The 20,613-nt window shown below is 37.1% G+C and carries 22 protein-coding genes; all 22 read right to left on the bottom strand.

Going from position 1 to position 20,613, the window contains the following annotated elements; genetic code table 11:
• Positions 1-26 precede the first annotated feature (26 nt).
• Positions 27-2,174 carry a diguanylate cyclase gene (locus tag SVZ03_16835; GenBank protein ID MDY6935870.1) on the bottom strand — a complete coding sequence of 716 codons (2,148 nt, stop codon included), beginning with the start codon at positions 2,172-2,174 and terminating at the stop codon, positions 27-29.
• A gap of 3 nt (positions 2,175-2,177) precedes the next feature.
• On the bottom strand, positions 2,178-4,352 hold the full coding sequence (locus SVZ03_16830; protein MDY6935869.1) for a hypothetical protein: 2,175 nt from the start codon (positions 4,350-4,352) through the stop codon (positions 2,178-2,180).
• A 618-nt stretch (positions 4,353-4,970) separates the two neighbouring features.
• Positions 4,971-5,369 carry an ATP synthase F1 subunit epsilon gene (gene atpC / locus SVZ03_16825; protein MDY6935868.1) on the bottom strand — a complete coding sequence of 133 codons (399 nt, stop codon included), beginning with the start codon at positions 5,367-5,369 and terminating at the stop codon, positions 4,971-4,973.
• A 144-nt stretch (positions 5,370-5,513) separates the two neighbouring features.
• Complete coding sequence (gene atpD, locus SVZ03_16820; protein ID MDY6935867.1) at positions 5,514-6,929, bottom strand: F0F1 ATP synthase subunit beta; 1,416 nt, start codon at positions 6,927-6,929, stop codon at positions 5,514-5,516.
• Positions 6,930-6,950: 21 nt separating this feature from the next.
• Positions 6,951-7,838, bottom strand: coding sequence for an ATP synthase F1 subunit gamma (atpG, locus tag SVZ03_16815; GenBank protein ID MDY6935866.1), 888 nt, complete (start codon positions 7,836-7,838; stop codon positions 6,951-6,953).
• Between the two features lie 30 nt (positions 7,839-7,868).
• Complete coding sequence (gene atpA, locus SVZ03_16810; protein ID MDY6935865.1) at positions 7,869-9,407, bottom strand: F0F1 ATP synthase subunit alpha; 1,539 nt, start codon at positions 9,405-9,407, stop codon at positions 7,869-7,871.
• A complete protein-coding gene (locus SVZ03_16805; GenBank protein MDY6935864.1) occupies positions 9,397-9,966 on the bottom strand; it encodes a F0F1 ATP synthase subunit delta in 570 nt (189 codons plus the stop codon). The genes atpA and SVZ03_16805 overlap by 11 nt, the downstream gene beginning before the upstream one ends.
• 203 nt (positions 9,967-10,169) lie before the next feature.
• A complete protein-coding gene (atpF, locus tag SVZ03_16800; protein MDY6935863.1) occupies positions 10,170-10,688 on the bottom strand; it encodes a F0F1 ATP synthase subunit B in 519 nt (172 codons plus the stop codon).
• 64 nt (positions 10,689-10,752) lie between these two features.
• Positions 10,753-10,980, bottom strand: coding sequence for an ATP synthase F0 subunit C (gene atpE / locus SVZ03_16795; GenBank protein ID MDY6935862.1), 228 nt, complete (start codon positions 10,978-10,980; stop codon positions 10,753-10,755).
• A 41-nt stretch (positions 10,981-11,021) separates the two neighbouring features.
• Positions 11,022-11,882, bottom strand: coding sequence for a F0F1 ATP synthase subunit A (gene atpB, locus SVZ03_16790; GenBank protein MDY6935861.1), 861 nt, complete (start codon positions 11,880-11,882; stop codon positions 11,022-11,024).
• A gap of 59 nt (positions 11,883-11,941) precedes the next feature.
• Entirely contained in the window at positions 11,942-12,208 is a 267-nt protein-coding gene (locus SVZ03_16785; protein ID MDY6935860.1) for an AtpZ/AtpI family protein, read from the bottom strand.
• Positions 12,209-12,552: 344 nt separating this feature from the next.
• Positions 12,553-14,070 (bottom strand): monovalent cation/H+ antiporter subunit D family protein, encoded by a 1,518-nt coding sequence (locus tag SVZ03_16780; protein MDY6935859.1) that lies wholly within the window; start codon positions 14,068-14,070, stop codon positions 12,553-12,555.
• Positions 14,067-14,444 (bottom strand): cation:proton antiporter subunit C, encoded by a 378-nt coding sequence (locus SVZ03_16775; protein ID MDY6935858.1) that lies wholly within the window; start codon positions 14,442-14,444, stop codon positions 14,067-14,069. The genes SVZ03_16780 and SVZ03_16775 overlap by 4 nt, the downstream gene beginning before the upstream one ends.
• Positions 14,445-14,448: 4 nt before the next feature.
• A complete protein-coding gene (locus tag SVZ03_16770; GenBank protein ID MDY6935857.1) occupies positions 14,449-14,907 on the bottom strand; it encodes a Na(+)/H(+) antiporter subunit B in 459 nt (152 codons plus the stop codon).
• Position 14,908: 1 nt separating this feature from the next.
• A complete protein-coding gene (gene mbhE / locus SVZ03_16765; GenBank protein ID MDY6935856.1) occupies positions 14,909-15,181 on the bottom strand; it encodes a hydrogen gas-evolving membrane-bound hydrogenase subunit E in 273 nt (90 codons plus the stop codon).
• Entirely contained in the window at positions 15,178-15,423 is a 246-nt protein-coding gene (locus tag SVZ03_16760) for a hydrogenase subunit MbhD domain-containing protein (protein MDY6935855.1), read from the bottom strand. The genes mbhE and SVZ03_16760 overlap by 4 nt, the downstream gene beginning before the upstream one ends.
• Complete coding sequence (gene mnhG, locus SVZ03_16755) at positions 15,424-15,777, bottom strand: monovalent cation/H(+) antiporter subunit G (GenBank protein ID MDY6935854.1); 354 nt, start codon at positions 15,775-15,777, stop codon at positions 15,424-15,426.
• Positions 15,778-16,044, bottom strand: a complete 267-nt coding sequence (locus SVZ03_16750) for a monovalent cation/H+ antiporter complex subunit F (protein ID MDY6935853.1) — start codon at positions 16,042-16,044, stop codon at positions 15,778-15,780.
• On the bottom strand, positions 16,045-16,527 hold the full coding sequence (locus tag SVZ03_16745; GenBank protein MDY6935852.1) for a Na+/H+ antiporter subunit E: 483 nt from the start codon (positions 16,525-16,527) through the stop codon (positions 16,045-16,047).
• Between the two features lie 177 nt (positions 16,528-16,704).
• Positions 16,705-18,456 (bottom strand): Na(+)/H(+) antiporter subunit D, encoded by a 1,752-nt coding sequence (locus SVZ03_16740; protein MDY6935851.1) that lies wholly within the window; start codon positions 18,454-18,456, stop codon positions 16,705-16,707.
• The gene (locus SVZ03_16735; protein MDY6935850.1) at positions 18,446-18,661 is read right to left on the bottom strand and encodes a hypothetical protein; all 216 of its coding nucleotides are present in this window, start codon (positions 18,659-18,661) and stop codon (positions 18,446-18,448) included. Before SVZ03_16735 ends, SVZ03_16740 begins: the two co-directional genes overlap by 11 nt.
• Positions 18,661-20,160 carry a monovalent cation/H+ antiporter subunit D family protein gene (locus SVZ03_16730; protein ID MDY6935849.1) on the bottom strand — a complete coding sequence of 500 codons (1,500 nt, stop codon included), beginning with the start codon at positions 20,158-20,160 and terminating at the stop codon, positions 18,661-18,663. Before SVZ03_16730 ends, SVZ03_16735 begins: the two co-directional genes overlap by 1 nt.
• Positions 20,161-20,613 lie beyond the last annotated feature (453 nt).

Raw genomic sequence — 20,613 nt, 5'->3', positions numbered from 1 at the left:
ATTAGTCAAAATGTATCTCGCTTCAATCAATCAATGCAATCCAAAAGGGTGTATAGATCATCCCCATCTTCAGGATATTCAGACGTCAGGAATGTTATTAAAAGCTGCATCTCCTTCTTCTTAAATCCTTTAGTAATCTCATTTCTTATCACATTTGCAAAGGGGATAGCATATTTCTTATCCTTGCCAGGAAGGACTATGAGAATTTTATGTCTTGCCAATCTTACAGAAAAATCATCCTCTCCCAATCTGCTCTTTATAACCTCAATTAGGCTATCTATCATTTTTTTTGCTTCATTATATCCAAAAACATTATGATAACGCTTAAAATTCTTTATTGAAAAGAGGACAAGTGTTAAGGGTATTTGCAGATCCTTTGCTTTTTGCAATTCTTGATTAATTCTTTTCAGTAAAATCTCTACATTATCAACATACATACTTTCATGAATATCATAACTCCTAATATTCAGGATGTAGTGGAAGATTATCTTTGAAAACCTAGATAACTTTTTTTCAATCTCGCAATCCCTATTTTTATCCAAGATATCAAATATGGTAATAAATCCTATCAGATGAATGCCAATCTTAAAAGGGTATATCCACAGGATTGACATCTTTTTTAATCGACTCTCACCAAAAAGATTATGAATATCCTTTAATCTATCAAAATCCTTTAGTCTTTCATTATGTCTAATTTTTTGCACATATTCAATAAATGGATTATCACCCTTTATCCTAAAATTTGATTCATTTAACGACAGAAGATCTTCCCTCTCAACAATAATTGGCACATAATCTTCATCCCTTTCATCTTTAATAAAAACTCCAAAACACACAATACTCAATTTTTCAAACTCACTGATAACAATCTCTTCCAATTCCTTTATACTGTTAACATTAACGACTTTTTCATGAAAATTGTCAATATATTGTATAACATCTATATCATTCTTATAGATTGCATTTTGACTTACTAAGTCCTCGATTACATTCATTCTGGATAATGCAATTGCTGAGGAGTTACATACAGAGAGTATAAAATCTCTCTCTCCTTCTGTATAATCGAGGGTATTCAACTTCTCTCCAACGATAAGAGTGCCATATAGGTTATCATTATCAACTATAGGCACCAGTAACCTTGCATCTATTGAGGTTAACTGATAATATAACTCTCTGAATTCTACATTATCCTTATACTCTTCAATATCCACAATTCCTCTTCTCAATTCATTCACTATGCCTTCTGTAAAATCAAAGGCAACATTCTCTTCATTTGGTTTTATTCCCTTTGAACATGTTAGAGTCCACCTTTTCTCATCATTCAGGTCTATTGAAATAATTGAAGAGGAAGAAATAGCAATCTGTCCCATTACTAAGAATAAAATCAAATCAAACAGTTCTCTTCTGCTTCCCATTTTTTCAATTTCTTTCTGGAACTCGTATAATGCTTGATAATCCCTATAGCATGTGGGAGGACTCTTCGCCCCTGCATCAATATCGTCAAAGGCTACACCTGAATCCATTGTATCGGGATAGACCGCTTCTGACAATTCACCTGCAATTATAGACTCTTCCTTCAATATATCATCAAGACCAACATCAACATCTCTATCAATATCGATCTTATCGCTTTCTACATCATCTGCCCCTTCAGTAACACCCTCCTTCATATCCGCAATTATGGGTTCATCCTCAGGACCTAAAGGTTTAAAATCATCCTCTTTGATCCCTCCATCTGTTTTTGAATTAACAATTCCTTCCTCAACAGAAGAATCAATGACACTCTCCTGTTTTTTCGATTTCTGTTCGTTCAAAGCCTCCTTTAAAGATTGATCATCATCATCTGGCAATTGAAAGAGTTCATCATCTATCCCTGTTTTCACTTCTTCGATTTCAGATAGCGTTTTACCATTTTCCTCTTGGGATGCTGTTATAGGATCGCTCTCAAACCCAACATCTAATGAATCCTCGTCATTTATTAAAAATTCATCGCCTCCATTTATGTCCTCTCTATTACCAAAATCAATTGAATCATTCAATCCGTTGTTATTATGAATCATCTCGTCTTCGACGAAATTTGTCTCAGTAGGTAAATTATTATTGTCAGCTAGTGTTTCCGCACCAACGCTGTTCATATCCTTCTTATATTGCATCGCTTTTTCTAATAAACCCATCACTTAACCATCAGAATCTTCTAATGCTTTTTTATATAGCTCATAATACTCAGATTTGGCAAAATTCTCTATTACATTCTCGGGCAATTTCTCTAAAAGTCCATTTAGGTATTTCAATAACTTTTTCATCTCTTTTTGATCTAGCTCCTGTCGCTCATCCTTTTCGGAAACTTCTTCAATTATTATAATATCATCGCTTATATCAGCTATATCCTCTGTATCACCCACCCTCTTCCTAGACTTTCTCTCCAATCTTCTAATGATCTCCTTTACGTCCTCCTCAACAACTAATGCGCTTGATGATAACAAATCAACTTCAATGCTTCTTTTCTCTTCGCCTATTAAACTCTTATCCATTGGAAGTAGATATGTGCATTCCCTAAAGGGAACATCGTCTCTTTTAGTCTCACCTGATACAGCCGTTAGGGTATTGGCAAGTTTATAATGATCATTCACTCCATTTCCATTTTCATATATCTTGTCTTCAATTACATCCATCTCATCAAGTTTAAGACCTAATAATTCTGACATGGAATCAATCCCCTTATCCTCAACCTCATCATCGTCCCCCTTATCCTCCTTGATATAATCCCCAAATCCCTTTCCTGTAAATGAACGATCAATATAGTCTATTTCTTCATCTTTCATTACAAATTTTTCCCCTGTATCATTAAACATATCTTCACTATCAGGGGTAATATCACTTGTTATACCACCAAGACCTCTAAGATTCTCCTGTGCATCTGTCTCAGTTAGAATTATTGCTTCACCCTCCGCTATTTCTACAATCCCAGTACTTATCTTTTCTAACTCGTCATCCTCAAATATAGACTCACTCTCCTCATCCTCTACCATCACCTCATCATCAATTATATATAAATTATCTTCAGTTTTATCAATATTTAACGATCCCGTAGGCAAATCAAATGATTCATTTCCCTCATCATCATGTAATTCTAATCTATCATTGACAATAGGCTCTTCCATATCCCCCACAGATAAATCCATTTCACCCTCTTGGTTTTCTTCAACTGATTCAATAATTTCTGTACCCTCTTTCACCTCTTTCTTATTTAATTCCTCAGGAGTATCATCTATCACTATTATACTTTCATCTTGTATTTCTTCTATAATTGATTGGTTCTCATTTCCTTTTAAATCCATACCATTGGAGTTAGCAACCTCCTCTAAGATCATTTGATCAATCTCTTCATGTTTCACTGATACCTTTTTTGATTTTTCTAAATCTGTCATTCTCTCCTCACTCTTCCCAACCACATCCTTCTCTTCAACATATCCATCCGTAATTACATCATCTTTAAGTTCTTCATTAGTAGTATTAAGTATCGGCATAAGATCTAATTCATCTAACTCTTTGATAAACTCATCCTCAGTTGTAAATTGAAAATCCTCATTTGCAATCTCTTCAGCCTCCTTTAAATTAACCATACTAAGTTCAGACATGTTAAAATCTTCTGGTAATTTATCTAATACACAATTGGGCACCTCTAGGGTAATCGTATTTTTGTTCTTATTATTTAGTGTTTCATTCAAATTGACACTATTTTTATTCCCCTGTTTCGCTTCCTCATAATTATTTTGTTCAATTTCTTTTGACGAGGAATAAGAATCATCCAGCTCTGGATCATTTATGATGTTCTCTAACTCATCTGTAGATAAAGTAATTGTCTCATCTTCTGACAATACCTCAGTATCTTTGACATCTTCAATTGACCTATCAGCAAATGCAACTGCTGCAAAATTCTCTTCTTCAACGAGATTTGTATATTCTACCCTATCTCGTGTCTCATCATCATCTTCATTAGATGAAATCAATGAGTTCGCATCCTCAACTCCCACTATTTGTGTAAGAGTATCAACCTCAGCAGATAACAATTCAACATCAATTGTATCAATGACTCTTCTGTCTATATGCCCTCCATCAAAAAAAGTGCTATCAACAAGTTCATCAATTATTGGAATTGATTCTACAACCTCATTTCTAAAATCCGCAATCTCCTCCAACTCCCCATATTCACTAATTCCATCACTTTCCTCATTTAGTTCGCCATCCTCCCCAATCAGTTCACTATCAGCTTTCTTTTCTGGAAACTCTGCATACTCTTCAAATCTCTTCTCATAAAAGTCTAATTCAATGCTGTCCCCTTCTTTTATCATCTTATTCTTCATCAAAATCTAATTTTATGACTTACTGCGTAAAGTAGCGGTTACAATTTATATTCTACAACATTACATCATTAATAATAAATCATTATATGAGAATATTCTGAAAAAAATAAAAAAATCTGCCATATTATAGTAATCTTGTGAAACAAAAACCTAAAATGCAAGTTAATTTTTATACCTGCCCTTTGCCGCTGTAACGTGACATAGTCATAATAGTAAATCCAATAATACCCCTCCAAGCATAGAGAGAAAGAGAAACAAATTGATCTCACTAATTTTGAAGTCTCTCAACCAGCTGGCGGGAAATAAATAAAAGAGCAAGTTCTCAAAAATTGATGACTAACTTCGAAGTTACAACAATTAAAGAGAGATCCATCTATAATATCGGATACATTTATAATTAAATATAGTTATTGAATTAACCATATTAGCGTTGCTTAATTCAACACAATTATAAAAAAGAATTCTTTGTTTAATGTTGAACCTAAATTAATTCTGGGATTATTTATTAATGTTGGCTATGATGGGAGTTGTAAAGTTGCAGTTTAATTTTGTTCAGATTATAAAAGTGGGTATTATTAATAAACAAATTTGAATGGGTATAATTCATCACCTGGAAGCGACTTTTAACCGTGCCTTCTGTTTTTTAAGCTCAGTTTCAAGCCTTAATCCCTCTTCAGTGTCAATGATTCTTGGGATATTCTTTATTTCCTCAATACTCTCCTGAATCTCAGCTTTACAAAGCTCATCCTTCCTGTAAGCATTTTCTGCTAGCACGATCAGTGTATTATCTCGTATTTCGACAAAACCACCTTCCACAATAAGATACTCAGTATGATCACCATTGCGCATCCTGGCCTCACCATTCCCTAATTCGGATATAAATGGCGCATGATTATACATAAAACCTACCTCTCCATCATGCGCCTGAATTACCATAAGATCAGCCTGACCCTCAAATACAATCCTATCTGGGGTAACTATACTACATTCTATTTTTCTATCCATATCTATATCTTTTTAAGTTATTATATACTTTAATAGTAAGGCAGGCCCTAACCATTCCGCTTGCTCTTTTATGAATACTCATCATTTACTATACAATAGTAGCTAAACAACAGATACCTAAATTATTACGAATAATCCTGTATCTTATGATTCAGACTTCATTTTATTGGCTTTTTCAACTGCCTCCTCAATGGCTCCTATCATGTAGAAGGCCTGTTCTGGCAAGTCATCGTATTCGCCAGCAATAAGTCCCTTAAAACTTCTTATTGTATCTTCCAGCTTAACGAATTTTCCGGCCTTCCCTGTGAACTGTTCTGCCACAAAAAAGGGCTGGGACAAAAATCGTTCAATCTTTCTTGCACGCTGGACAAGTAGTTTATCCTCTTCAGAGAGTTCATCCATTCCCAGAATTGCGATTATATCCTGGAGATCCTTATATCTTTGTAAAATTCTCTTAACCTCCATCGCTACAGTATAGTGCTCCTCCCCAACCAATTCTGGAGCAAGAAGTCTTGAGGATGAATCGAGAGGATCAACAGCAGGATATATCCCCTTTTCAACGATCTGTCTTGAAAGAACAGTGCTTGCATCCAGATGAATAAAGGCAGTTGCTGGTGCAGGATCAGTCAAATCATCAGCAGGGACATAAATTGCCTGCACAGAGGTAATGGATCCATGCTTAGTTGAGGTAATCCTCTCCTGCAATGCGCCCATCTCTGTAGCTAATGTTGGCTGATATCCCACTGCTGATGGCATTCTTCCCAAAAGGGCTGAAACCTCAGAACCCGCCTGAGAAAATCTAAAAATATTATCTACGAATAAAAGAACATCTGTTCCTGACATATCCCTGAAGTATTCACACATAGTAAGAGCGCTGAGCCCTACCCTTAACCTCGCTCCAGGGGGTTCATTCATCTGTCCATAAACAAGGCATGCCTTATTAATGACGCCAGATTCCTGCATCTCTAACCACAAATCATTACCTTCCCTTGTCCTTTCGCCAACACCAGCGAAAACTGAATATCCACCATGATGTTGAGCGACATTATGGATTAACTCCATTATAATAACAGTTTTTCCAACCCCCGCGCCTCCGAATAAGCCTGTCTTACCGCCCTTAATATATGGTGCAAGCAAATCAATGACCTTTATACCAGTCTCAAAAATCACTGATTCAGGCTCCAATTCCTCGAATTTGGGTGGTTCCTGATGAATTGGTCTCCTCTCTTTAACCTTTAATTCTCCCTTCTTGTCTATCGTTTCACCAAGAAGGTTAAAAACCCTGCCTAGAGTCTCTTCCCCGACAGGAACAGAAATCCGCGCACCAGTATCAACTATCTCTACGCCTCTCTGTATTCCATCAGTGGATGCTAAGGCAACAGCCCTTACCCTATTACCTCCTAAATGCTGCTGGACCTCACATACGGTGCTAACCTTCTCTCCCATAATATCTCTTTCCAAGACAAGTGCGTTATATATCTCTGGAATCTGATTCTCAGGAAACTCCGCATCAAGCGTTGATCCAATAACCTGGACTACCTTTCCTTTTACCTGACTCATAGTATGCTCCTTGATGTTACATTATTCCAGCGCTGATGCGCCGCCCACAATCTCCGCTATCTCATTTGTTATTTTTGCCTGTCTGGCTCTGTTATATTTAACAGTTAGTTCCTTTACCATATCAATAGCCGCATCTGTTGCATTTTTCATTGCGACCCTTCGTGCAAATTGTTCTGAAAATCCCGATTCTAACAAATATGTATAGATACTTACTTTAATATATAACGGCAATAATGATGACAAAACCTTATATGGCTCTGGGTCAAAGATATATTGCACTGGCATCTTAGTTAATAAATCTTCACTATCAACATCCATTGTATATGTTATGGGCAATAATCTTATAATTGCTGGCTTCTGAGAAGTTGATGAGACAATCCCAGTATATGATACATAAACATCATCTATCTCGCCCTTTAAGAATAAATCTATTAATTCATCACCAAACTCTGAGGCATCATTAAAGGTTAATTTATCCTCTCTATTCTGAACAGATTGATAAATCGGAATATCCATATAATCAAAATAATTTTTACCCTTTTTCCCTATCGCATAGAGTAAGACCTCTCTCCCATCATCCCTTTCGAGTTTGTCTTTCAAACTGAGGGTATTATCAATCACATTCATATTATATCCGCCGCAAAGCCCACGATTACCCGTTATCATAATTAAAAGCACACGATTGGGATCCTCTCTCTCTTTCATCAGAGGTATATCACTATCCATTATTCCAGATTCTTTTATATGAGAGATTAACTCTTTTGTTCTTAATGAATATGGTTTGGTGGCATTAAGGCGGTCCTGCATCTTCTTCATCTTTGCAGTTGCAACCATTTCCATGGTCTTAGTAATCTTCTTTGTAGTAGATACAGACTGTATTCTCTTCCTTATTTCTTTTTGAGTTGCCACAACCTCAATCCTTTCTATTCATTTCTACGACTATTTATTATCTTCATTAACTGCAGGCCTTCGATTAAATAAAAATTTATCTACAAATTCAGAGGTAATTTGACTTAACCTAGAGTCATCCTTCAACTCGCCTGTATTCAATATCCCTTCCAAAATAGCTGGATGAGAATCATTCAAAAATTGTAAATATTCCACTTCAAAATTACTTATATCCTCAATTTCTATTTTATCCAAAGCACCATCAGTCCCAGCAAAAATAATTGCTACCTGTTCAGCAACTGACATGGGAATATACTGACCCTGTTTCAGCACTTCAACAAGCCTGCGCCCTCTATCTAGCTGGGTTTGAGTTGCATCATCAAGTTCTGTTCCAAGCTGGGCAAAGGCCTCAAGTTCCCTAAACTGAGCGAGATCCAATCTCAATGAACCTGCATACTTCTTCATGGCCTTAATTTGAGCATTACCCCCAACGCGTGATACTGAAATACCAACATCCACTGCAGGTCTTACTCCAGAGGCAAACAAACCTGGTTGAAGGTAAATCTGGCCATCCGTTATTGATATAACATTAGTTGGGATGTATGCAGAGACCTCACCCTCCTGTGTTTCTATAATGGGCAATGCAGTAAGAGAGCCGCCCCCATTGTCATCAGAGAGCTTGACTGACCGTTCAAGCAATCTGGAGTGACAATAAAATATATCACCAGGATAAGCCTCCCTCCCAGGGGGTCTGCGTAATAGAAGCGATAATTGCCTATATGCATTCGCCTGCTTGGAAAGATCGTCATAAATGCATAGTGTATCCTTACCTTTATCAAACATATAGTACTCCGCCATAGCACAACCCGCATATGGGGCAATATACTGTAGGGGAGCGGGATCAGAGGCATTAGCAATAACCACGATTGTATAATCAAGGGCATTATATTGCTCAAGCTTTTCAACAACTCCAGCGACAGTCGAGGCTTTTTGGCCGATTGCAACATATACACAAATAACGTCCTTACCCTTCTGATTAATTATTGTATCAACCGCAATCGCAGTTTTACCTGTCTTCCTATCGCCAATAATAAGTTCTCTCTGCCCCCTTCCTATGGGGATCATTGAGTCAATTGCCTTAATGCCGGTTTGAAGCGGCACGTTAACCGGCTGTCTATCAGCAATGCCTGGCGCCAGATATTCTACAGGACGCTTGTTATTAGCGTTTATGGCTCCCTTGCCATCTAATGGGATCCCAAGCGGATTAACCACCCTTCCTAATAATTCATCTCCAACTGGAACTGCCAGAACCGTGTTTAATCTCTTCACAGCATCCCCTTCAGCGATGGTCAAGTAATCTCCAAAAATAACAGAGCCGATTGAGTCCTCTTCAAGATTAAATACCAAACCATAGGCACCATTCTTAAACTCCAGCATCTCACCTGCCATAGCATTATTCAAGCCATATATCTTGGCAATTCCATCTCCAACTTGAATGACTGTCCCCACCTCACTTAAATCTATCTCTGATTTATATCCTTCAATCTCTTTCCTGATAATTGACTTTATCTCTTCTGCTTTAATCTTCATAACACAGTTCACTCCTGACTTTTCTGCTTAAAAGATTTCTCCTTATTTTTTGAAGATCCTTTATGATCGAGCCGTCATAGATTAAATCACCAATCTTTATTATAACACCGCCTAATATAGACTTATCAATAATCTCTGTAATAATAATATTTTTATTAAGCTTCTTACTTAAAATATACTCAATCTTTTCCAGTATATCCTTATCCAGACCCACGTTGCTTACTATTTCAACCCTCTGCCTATTGTTTTCGAAATCGATCAATTCAATCAGAGATTCATTGATCTCAGAGATACGTGATTGTCGCTCCTTATCGATCAGTACATATAAAAAACTCATAAAGGTCTCTGATAACATGCCTGAAAATATTTTTTCAATAAATTTCTTCTTAGATTCCTTAGTAATACTTGGCGCATTTAAAAAGAGTCTAAAATCCCTATTCTCTATTACTATTACAGTAATAAAATTTAGCTCCTCTTCAATTTGATCTATTTTACCCTTTTCAATACCTATATCAAACAATGCACCTGCATAGGCTCTTGTCATCTCATCAATTGCCAAACTACTATCCCTATAATTAGTGATTTAATTATTATTTACTCCCAAACTTGTGGGAGTTTATTCGTTAATAACTATATTTCTCTACTATACACATTAAATAGTGCCAAATTCCTTACTTCTGTATACTCATTCTAATAAATGCTCACAATCTTTTATGCGGAACTTGATAATAATTTATTACGCGTTCTCCTATAAATAAGCAATTATTGAACAAATTTCTGTGATTCTAAATTCTTCAAAACCTCTTCTACCAAATCCCTTTGATCCTCTGGTTTTAAATTTGTGGTTATTATCTTAGATGCAATATCCGTAGATAAATTAACCACTTCAGCTTTCAAATCAATTATAGCCTTATCCTTTGCCAAATTGATTTCCCTTTTAGCCTTTTCAATAATCTCCTTTGATTCCTCGTTGGCCTTCTCAATCATATCACTCTTTACCTTTTCAGCATGAGATCTGCTCTCTGTAATAATGTTGTTCGCTTCATCCTTAGCCTTATCCATCATCTCTTTATGCTGAGCTAGTAGTTTTTCAGCCTCAATACGATTGCTTTCAGCCCTTTCAATGTCGCCCTTCACCTTTTCTGCTCTAGCTCCAAGCGCCTCGATTATCGGTTTCCAAGCAGCTTTCCATAATATCAAGAACAAAACAAGAAAAGTTATTACTGTCCAAAGGAATAATCCCGGATCAACTTTTAAAAGCCCTTCCCTTATAGCATCCATATTTCACTATCCATATTTTCAATTTATGGACTTCATTGGTAAAAGCCCTCGCTACTAAAGCATACTATTTAGTAGCTAACATAAATGTTACAACCAAAGCAAAAAAAGTAAAACCCTCTATTAATGCAGCAGCAATAATCATTGTTGTTCTAATATCACCACTACTCTCTGGTTGACGGGCTGTACTCTCCAGAGCTGTACTTGCTAATTTTCCAATTCCAAACGAAGCGCCAAGCACTATTAAGCCCGCACCAATACCCGCTGCAAAGTAAGATAGACCTAAACCTTCCATCTATTCCTCCTGTAATCAAATTATTATAATTTAAAACTCACTCAATGAGCATGCATTGACTGCCCAATAAACATTGCTGAAAGTGAAGTAAAAATATAGGCTTGAATAAAAGATACTAATAGTTCAAGTAAGTATATCATCAGTGCGCCAGTAACTGATCCTATTCCGACTAATAGACTGTGAAACATGATTGAAATAAATAAAAAGATAATAACAACTACATGCCCTGCCGTCATATTCGCAAAAAGTCGAATAGTCAGTGCAAAGGGTTTAATAAACAGACCCAACAACTCTATTACCCACATTAAGGGGAATAGAAAGAAGGGAATACCCTTGGGAACTATCCCCGTGAAAATCCATAAAGGACCCTGTTTAATCATCCCAACACCAATCATTCCTATAAGCGTAAATGCGGCTAATCCGCCAGTTACTGCAAGGTTACCAGTAGCGGTTGACATCCCCGGCACAAGACCCAACAAATTACAAAATAAAATAAAGAAAAATATGCTGCACATATATGGCATAGCCTTTTTTACATAATGTGCGTCAAAATTCGTTTCTACTATATCATCGTGAATAAAACCGATGAGGACCTCCCACAGATTAATCCATTTAGATTTTGAACCATTCTTTTCCTTCTTAATTTTTTTAGCAAGAGGTATAAAAATTAACATACATAAAATTGATACTATCCACATCATAATTACCCACCGGGTAATCCTCATATCAAAGATGCCAAAAAGCTTTGTGTTGAGAAATTGCTCGTTTATTTTACCTATAAAACCTGAGGTAATAACATGATCCGTAAGGTGATGAATAACAACTTCGCTAACAGATTCCTCTTCACCATGGCCACCACCAGATACTATTAAATACTTCATAGTGTGCAAAAGCTGAAGCATATTAAATTCCTCTTAAATATTAAAATTTAAACATAGTTAATTATGAAAAAACTAAATAATCATAGCCATTTGCTTTTTGTATTATTAACTTCTTCTTTTTCTCTTTTCGTACTTTCCTCAATCTGCTTTATGCCCTGAAGCAAATTGTAAAAGCCTGCAATCATTCCAATAATTGTACCCGCAATGACAAACAAGGGAGTTGTTTTATAATAATTATCTAACCTATATCCTCCATATACAAAAAGCAATAGAGTGACGGCTAACTGAATTCCTATTGTTGAATATCCAAATATTAGTCTTCTAGTGCTTTTATTCTTCCTATTCAAAATCTTTTATTTAATTAAAATTTAATATATAATTTCACAGAAAGGTAAAGGTTCTCAATCTCGGTTGATAATGACAAGACACGTCTCCTCATAATAAGGCTATGTGTCTCTCATATCTGCTTGCAGCCAATAACCTCTTCTCTATTTAGAAGATTAAAGTGGCAACTAACTTGTGAACATAATTATACACTCAACAAACTAAACACGTCAATTACTTTTAGACCCTTGAAGAATTGGCGGGTACTACTAGCATATAAACAGAGTGTTAAAAACATCTATTTATAATTATGCATACTATTAAATGTTGAGAACATTAGCAAATAGAATGTCCTTCATCGTAATCTTTATAATAATGATGAAGGTATGGCAAAATCAATTATATTATTAACAATATTTCCACTAAAAATTCCAAGAAGAATAATACCAACAGCAATTACTATCATTGGCATAAGCATACTCATAGGCACTTCATCTAAAGCAACAACACTATGATGTACTTCATCATGATGATGAGCATGATCTTCCTCTTCACGTGGTTCAATATAGGCATTTTCAAGCACACGGAAGAAAAGAACCGCATTGATTAAACTGCTAATTAGTAGCACTGTTAAAAGCATCCATTCCTTTGATTGAATCGTGCCCAGTATCAAATACCATTTACTAAAGAAGCCACAGAAAGGGGGAACCCCAACAACTGACAAAGCCCCAACTACAAAGACAGCCAGGGTAATAGGCATTTTTCGATGCAAACACTTAAGTTCATAGATATTTCTGGTACCTGTCTGATAATAGATTGCACCAACTGCAGTAAACAAGCATGTCATCATAAATATATCATTGACGATATGAAGTATGGAACCGGTTAATCCTAGCCTGTTTGCTGAAGCGATACCAATCACTATATAACCCATCTCCGCTACAATCAAATATGAAAACATCCGTTTCAAATCAGTCTGAGAAAGTGCCATTACTCCGGCAAAAATTATTCCAATTGCTGATATCCAACCCAATACTTCTGTCACCGGGTAATCATCTATTGAAAATGAAGGCTCAAACACAGTAAACATCAATCTGATAATAACATATGCACCGACCTTGGTAAATAATGGAGCAAGCAATGAACTTACAGCAGATGGAGCTAGGGTATATGCATCCGGCAACCATGAATGAAGGGGGAAAATACCCATTTTTATCGCAACACCCACCAAGAAAAAAGCAAATCCAACTAATATTGCTTTAGAATTTATTAACTCAGGCAAAATTTGAGATAAATCCGCCATATTAAGAGAACCAGTACTAATATATAGATACCCCACTCCGATGAGATAGAGGCAGGCTCCGATTGTACCATAGATCACATACCGAAAAGAGGCAAAGACAGAACCCCGCTCTCCCATTGCTATAATTGCATATGCTGCAAAAGAGGCAATCTCTAAAAGCACATAGAGATTAAACATATCGCCGGTTGCGCAAATCCCTAACAGACCTGCCACCTGCAGCAACAGGAGTGTATAGAATAAAGGCACCTTTGATTCGGGAAGTTCCTTCTCAACAGACCTCTTCGCATAAAGGGAAACTACCCAGGAAACAAAAGCAACGCACACTAGCACAAGTGCATTTAAATAATCAATAACATATTCAATACCCCAGGGAGGTGGCCAACCACCCATGTAATAGTGAATCGGCTGATCCTCAGTGATGACAGTATGGATAATGCCAATTGAGGATAAGAAACTAATTAAAAGCGAAATAAACACTATTGGATAACACCACTTCTTATTCCACCATCCTACAATAGGAACAATAAAAGCAAGAATTAAAGGAGTGACAACGATAAGTGCTGGCAATTGTTCCATAATCATCTTTTCAACTCCTCAATTATTTCATTTTCTTCTAAGGTACCATACTTCTTATACAGCACAATTAGCAGTGTCAATGCAATTCCAGTTGTTGCCACACCAACTACAATAGCAGTAAGCATAAGAACATGGGGCAATGGATTTATGTAATCTACCGCATGAATAACATCATGCACAGCGCCATGTCCGCCAAGAACAGGCACAGTAGCACCCTTCTTCGCTCCGATGGAGACAAAAAAGAGAATTATTGACCATTGAAAGATATTCATACCAATCAGCTTCTTCATAAGATTGCCCTTTGCCATCATGGCAAAAAAACCGGTAAGTATTAGAACTATATAGATCCAATAATTAATTTTACCTATAATATATTCCATAATCCTATTCCTTTAACATACCCTCATGTTTTCCACTTGTTGCTAAATCAAGAAATATAGTGACCATCACAGCCATAACCGTAATCTGTACACCAGTCTCTATTATCGCCATCCCATAGTACCTCGCCATAATCTCATCCGTTGGCAAAATCTTACTAAGAAAGCCATAATCTAAAAAATTACCACCACAAAACATACACAGAAAACCAGTTCCGACATAAAGAAAAACACCCAGGCTGCAAAGAAGTAGAACCCTCCTCTCCTTAAAGCGTCTGTTTATCTCCTCTATATCATAGGCTACCGCCATTAGGATAAAGCTTGCAGCCAGGATACAACCTCCCTGAAAACCTCCGCCAGGACTTCCATGCCCATGAACCAACACATAAAGGCTGTAAACCTGCATAAATGGTATCATAATCCTGCCAACTGTCTGGATTATAATGTTATCATATTTTCTAATCATTTTATGACCTTCTCCTTAATAACATTACAACTGCAATGCCAGCTGTAAATATAACTGCGGTCTCAAACATGGTGTCATAGCCTCTATAGTCAGCAAGAACCGCAGTTACCATATTGGGGACAGCTGTCTTCTCATAAATCTCTTCAATATATTTTGGTGAAACATGAGTACTGGCTGGTTGATCTGGATCTGCCCATTTGGGGAAATCATTTACTCCGTATACAAGCACCCCCCCAGCTATAAGAATAATAATGATGGATAGTAGCTTCCTCAATCTTTTGACCTCCTAGTTGTGTTATATACCGCAACAATAAAAAATGCAGTACTTACTCCAGCACCTACAGTAGCTTCAGTAAATGCCACATCCACAGCCCCCATCTCCGTCCATATTAGACACATGAAAAGGCTGAATGCGCTAAGGAGCGCAACAGAAGCCAATAAATCTTTAACATTTATGGCAGCAATGGCTACAATCGCTGCAAATATTAAGAGAATAATATCTAATTGCCAAATCATTTATTTCTCCTCTTTTAATGGCCAATCTATTACAGTCTTCCCATCCTTTGTCCACGGCTGAACACCTGACTCGAATGTGGATCTAAGCAGAGCATGTGTGGCCGTAGGACTAGCGATAATCCAGAAGACTGCTATTAATATAAGCTTAACACTTTGAACGATATCAAGCCATACAAATCCATGATGAAGATTATACAGGGCAAATCCCAGTAGAATAAGCAATGCCCCTAAAGTATCCCCCTTCCCGGTTGCGTGCATTCTGCTATAAAAATCCGGAAACCGTAAAAAACCTATTACACCAGTAGTCAGAAAAAACAGACCTGACACAATCAAAATCTTTGACGCTATAACCATCTACTTGTCTCCTTTTCTCACAAAGTACTTGGCAAATAACAAGGTTCCAGTAAAGCTTAAGATTGAGTATACTATGGCTAAATCAATAAACATATCTATTCTATTATAGATAAATCCAATAAGAACAAGAAGGATGATAGTCTTGGTGCCAATGAATCCGGAACCGATTATTCTGTCAAATATGGTAGGCCCAAAAACCGCCCTGTATATACTTAACATCATTAAAAAACCTATTGCTAACGCAATAATTAAAGAGAAATTCTCCATCTAATCCTCCAAAAATACCTGAGCTACCTTTTCTTCCATCTTGCCTGGCAAATCTGCAGCAATAGATTTGTTTATGGCATGAACATAATATTGATCATCCTCAATAAGTACTGTAATTGTACCAGGAGTTAGTGTTATCGAATTGGCAAAGAGTACAAGGGATAAATCTTTTTTAAGTTTCGTTCTAAACTTTATTATGTGTGGGTCTATAAGCTCCCGCATCCTTGGGTGCAATGCTAAATAGGCAATTTGTAGATTCGCCAAAATTATCTGGTACAAGAGCCAAGGCAAATATGTTAATAATCGTAATACTTCCGTGAAGGACTTTCCCCTTACTTTATTATTCTTAAACAATACACTGCTTGACATATATGCAACCAACGCACATGATATTATTCCCAACGTAAAATGCCAGTAGTCAAATAAACCAGATACTAATATCCAAAAAATCAATAAAATTATAAACGTAACTGTAAATGCCATCTTACTTCCTTATCTTATAAAATCTTAACGCTATACAAGCCCATAGACCTATATAAACACTATTACTTCTTTTGCAGCTCTATTTAAACAATTGGGAAAGGTCAAGCAAAACATTTCATTGTAGTAATAATAATATAATCCTTCCATCATGACCTCCGAACACCATAACGACTTCACTTAACTCACCAGAAAGATGATACTGAATAGTGAAAACAGGGCCAGTGAAACCATAACGCCGATCCCTACGGCATTACGATAGATATTCGCATCAAAATGAACTACTTCGGTTTCACTCTTATTGAATATCAACCTTGTATAATATATTGGATTATAACTCAGTTTAATTGCACTGTTTACCAAACGCTTAGCATACTCTTGAACAACGATCCTGAACAGGCTCAACCCCTCGCAGAACCGCATAAATTGTTCACCACCCTTGCGATAAAACCAATCTGTATCCATGCTCACCGTAGGCTCTCCGCCCAATTTGTCAATCATTAGCCAAAATGCAGCACCAGTTAAAACCAAAAGCTGAAGCATTCCAACCACGTGATAGGCGGTGTAGGGATGGTAAGTTACCTCATAAGGCAAAATATTATAGAGCACACTTGGATAAATCCCGGTTAAAACACATAGGAATGCAGCAATCCCCATTGCTAAGAGCATATTAAATGGAGGCTCTTCAGCCTTAAGCTCACCTACAGGCTTATCAGATTTCCCGAACCAAGTACCCCACGGTAGCTTTAGTCCTGTATGAAGAAATGTTCCGACGGATGCGAGATGAAGCATCAACTCAATAGCTGGTCTGTGCAACTCGCCAGCCGCAGCTACTACCATGGTTTTACTAATAAATCCATTAAACAAGGGAACAGCGGAGATTGAAAATGCACCTACCATATAGAGGGTCAAGGTAATCGGCATACTCTTATACAGACCCCTTCCCTGAAGTTCGGTCATCTTATTCTTACCTGTTACATGAATTACAGCTCCAGCTCCCATAAAGAGGAGAGCCTTATATAAGATATGGCAAAAGGCATGCGCACTTGCACCATTAATGGCCATCTCACTACCTAAACCTACACCACACACCATATAGCCCACCTGGCTAATAATATGGTATGCCAACAACCTTCTGATATCGTTTTCAAGAACAGCAAACACAACACCATAAAGGGCCATAATGGCTCCTAACCAAACCAGTATCTCAACCCCAGGGAATGTCCTAGCTAAAATATAGACAGCGCTCTTGGTTGTGAAGGCCGTCATGAATACACTGCCTGTGACAGTAGCTTCTGGATATGCATCCGGTAACCATGCACTAAGAGGAGGTACCGCTGCATTTAATATAAATCCGATAAGTATGAGTATTGGGCCTAAGCCCTCGAACTCGATGTTACTAAAGGCAATTGTGCCTGTATCCGATACTACGATGATTATACCTGCAAGAAGAACACATCCCCCGACAAGATGGACCATCAAATACCTAAAACCAGCCTTTAATGCTCTCTCATTTCGAGCATACCATACCAAGAAAACCGATGATATTGCCATCAATTCCCAAAAAACAAAGAGAGTGAAGAAATCACCAGCGAACACTACCCCTAAAGTGCCTCCGATATATGTTAATGCGGCTACATGTTGACCATATTCTTCAATCTTGATGGCATATACCATACCCAAAAAGGCCATAATCACAAATATATACCCAAAGACGAGACTAAGTTTATCAACCCTGCCAAATACAAGGGTATAGTTTAAAAAATCAAAGCACCAATACACACCCTCTGGCATATGATAGATCATCATAAAAGCAAAAGCAGGAATAAGCAACACAATCAACTGCTTAAGGATTCTCCATTTAAGAAATGGAAGCAGAATAGCCCCAATAATAAATATTAGAGCTGGATGTACTAGGTTATTATTTATCATAATAGTCTTCCTCTTTCTGTAACCAGTTGTGACCTAGTGCTTTTGACACTATGACAATTATTATACAACCAACAAATCCCATAACCGCATCGTAGACAGGTATTTTCTGCCAAAAAAAGTGGGGATGTTCTGCACGAAAATAAAAACCCAAAAGGCAGCATATAGCAATTGAAAGATAAAATATCCATTTAAATAGCTTAAACATCACAATCCTCCTCCAGAAACTATGGATTCAACTGCCAATCCAACTATTGAGTAAAAATTGAATATCAAATCAGGGAACAGGAATAGAAGCACCGAGAAAACCGCTGTAATCACAATAGCAGTCACAGCAAATATAGGCGCCTCATCAAAATGCGATTTAATATCATTTGCAGCTTTCTTAAAAAAGGCACTGTACACTATAGGAAAGAAGTAAGCCGCGTCCAGTATCGCACTCAAGAGGAATACACATAAAAATATTATCGCATTGGCTTGCAAAGCCCCAAGGCATAGATACCACTTGCTAATCAATCCACATACAGGCGGCAGCCCTGTCAGACCTGCCGCGCCGATAGTAAAAGCGGCCATTGTTATGGGCATCTGCCTCCCTATGCCATCAATTTCACTGATATTCTCTTTATGTGTTTTAACAAGAATCGCTCCGGCACACATAAATAGTGTAATTTTCATAAATCCATGAAATGGGATATGAAGCATTGCCCCTTTGATCCCATCAGAAGAGATCAAAGCAGCGCCTAAAATAATTAAAGAAAGATTATTGATTGTTGAAAAAGCCAACCTCCTTTTCAAATGATCCTGTGTTAAAGCAAAGAAGTTGGCAACAATCACAGTAATAGAAACAAAGATAGCTAATATTGTCCATAGTCCTAAGTCTGTCAGCAAATCCGGCCCATAAACATAAAGGATTATTCTAAGACAGCAGAAAACCCCAGCCTTTACAACTGCAACAGCGTGAAGCAATGCGCTTACAGGGGTAGGCGCCACCATTGCCGAAGGAAGCCATTCATGAAAAGGCATTATGGCAGCCTTGGTGCCAAATCCAATGATAAACAATACAAAGACCAGACTCAAAAGGGCATTAGACCCATGCCCACCAATAAATCCACCTGGAATAAAATCTAGAGTTCCTGTAAGATGGTAGGTCATTCCCATGGAAAAAAGAACTAAAGCCGCACCTGACAATAAGTAAGTAAGGTACTTTCTACCAGACTTGATCGCGTCCGGTGTCTCCTTATGAGCTACAAGCAAGAATGTGGCGACAGTCAATATCTCATAAAACATATAAAGGGTTAATAGATTTCCTGCCATAGCTATGCCAGTTGCGCTAAAAATTGCAAGAGCAAAACAAAAATAAAAACGAGTTTGAGCATGCTCCTTCAATCCCCGCATGTATCCAATAGAGTAAATCGAAACCACAATCCATAGAAAGGAAGCGAGCAAAGCAAATATAGCCCCAAAAGCATCTATCCTAAACTGAAGGGATACCCCTTTACAGACCTCCACTAGCGTGAATTCAATAATGTTACCATCGATGACATGAGATATTATTGAAAACAAAAGCACAAATTTAACTACAGAAGCTATAATAGTCCAAGTTTCACGGAGATTAGGTCTCTTCTCACCTGTAAACAAAACCAGGAATGCACCAATCAGAGAAGTTAGTTGCGCGAATAGTGGAGTCGCAGAATGAATTGTCTCCATAATTATCTCTCCATAAAGCGGCTAATTATGATAAATTGAAATAGGCTAACTCAATTAAACCACTTAAAATATCCTGAATATCATATCAAATCATTGTGAATAAAAGGTCAAAGACCGAAGTCTCTCATCACTACAATTATGGTAAAATTTGAATAATCATTAACAATGTTGCCATCTTCGTGATGATGAACAATATACACCTAATAGGTGAAGTGGTAGCTCCAAGTCAACAAATAATTATTAAAATTGCAAAAAATTTTCATCTCCAATATTTTGAAGGGATTCTACACTCGCTTTAATATATATACAATCTCAATACTTGTAAATAATCCTATATTCCTACCCCAAATGACATACTAAGACAAAAAGCCTCTATGCACATTTGGGATAAAAGATATTAAATCTGTTAAGCAACTTTTGATCCAAGTCGATATAATTATTAGCAATAAAAAT

The sequence above is a fragment of the Spirochaetota bacterium genome (genome assembly GCA_034190085.1).
Taxonomy (GTDB): Bacteria; Spirochaetota; UBA4802; order UBA4802; family JAFGDQ01; genus JAXHTS01.
This window is presented reverse-complemented; position numbering and strand designations above follow the sequence as displayed.

Excerpts from the sequence above, each read along its gene's own strand:
- SVZ03_16835 (MDY6935870.1), bottom strand. The coding sequence starts at position 2,174 with ATGGGTTTATTAGAAAAAGCGATGCAATATAAGAAGGATATGAACAGC.
- SVZ03_16830 (MDY6935869.1), bottom strand. The coding sequence starts at position 4,352 with ATGATAAAAGAAGGGGACAGCATTGAATTAGACTTTTATGAGAAGAGA.
- atpC (MDY6935868.1), bottom strand. The coding sequence starts at position 5,369 with ATGGATAGAAAAATAGAATGTAGTATAGTTACCCCAGATAGGATTGTA.
- atpD (MDY6935867.1), bottom strand. The coding sequence starts at position 6,929 with ATGAGTCAGGTAAAAGGAAAGGTAGTCCAGGTTATTGGATCAACGCTT.
- atpA (MDY6935865.1), bottom strand. The coding sequence starts at position 9,407 with ATGAAGATTAAAGCAGAAGAGATAAAGTCAATTATCAGGAAAGAGATT.
- atpF (MDY6935863.1), bottom strand. The coding sequence starts at position 10,688 with ATGGATGCTATAAGGGAAGGGCTTTTAAAAGTTGATCCGGGATTATTC.
- atpE (MDY6935862.1), bottom strand. The coding sequence starts at position 10,980 with ATGGAAGGTTTAGGTCTATCTTACTTTGCAGCGGGTATTGGTGCGGGC.
- atpB (MDY6935861.1), bottom strand. The coding sequence starts at position 11,882 with ATGCTTCAGCTTTTGCACACTATGAAGTATTTAATAGTATCTGGTGGT.
- SVZ03_16780 (MDY6935859.1), bottom strand. The coding sequence starts at position 14,070 with ATGATTATGGAACAATTGCCAGCACTTATCGTTGTCACTCCTTTAATT.
- SVZ03_16775 (MDY6935858.1), bottom strand. The coding sequence starts at position 14,444 with ATGGAATATATTATAGGTAAAATTAATTATTGGATCTATATAGTTCTA.
- SVZ03_16770 (MDY6935857.1), bottom strand. The coding sequence starts at position 14,907 with ATGATTAGAAAATATGATAACATTATAATCCAGACAGTTGGCAGGATT.
- SVZ03_16760 (MDY6935855.1), bottom strand. The coding sequence starts at position 15,423 with ATGATTTGGCAATTAGATATTATTCTCTTAATATTTGCAGCGATTGTA.
- mnhG (MDY6935854.1), bottom strand. The coding sequence starts at position 15,777 with ATGGTTATAGCGTCAAAGATTTTGATTGTGTCAGGTCTGTTTTTTCTG.
- SVZ03_16750 (MDY6935853.1), bottom strand. The coding sequence starts at position 16,044 with ATGGAGAATTTCTCTTTAATTATTGCGTTAGCAATAGGTTTTTTAATG.
- SVZ03_16745 (MDY6935852.1), bottom strand. The coding sequence starts at position 16,527 with ATGGCATTTACAGTTACGTTTATAATTTTATTGATTTTTTGGATATTA.
- SVZ03_16740 (MDY6935851.1), bottom strand. The coding sequence starts at position 18,456 with ATGATAAATAATAACCTAGTACATCCAGCTCTAATATTTATTATTGGG.
- SVZ03_16735 (MDY6935850.1), bottom strand. The coding sequence starts at position 18,661 with ATGTTTAAGCTATTTAAATGGATATTTTATCTTTCAATTGCTATATGC.
- SVZ03_16730 (MDY6935849.1), bottom strand. The coding sequence starts at position 20,160 with ATGGAGACAATTCATTCTGCGACTCCACTATTCGCGCAACTAACTTCT.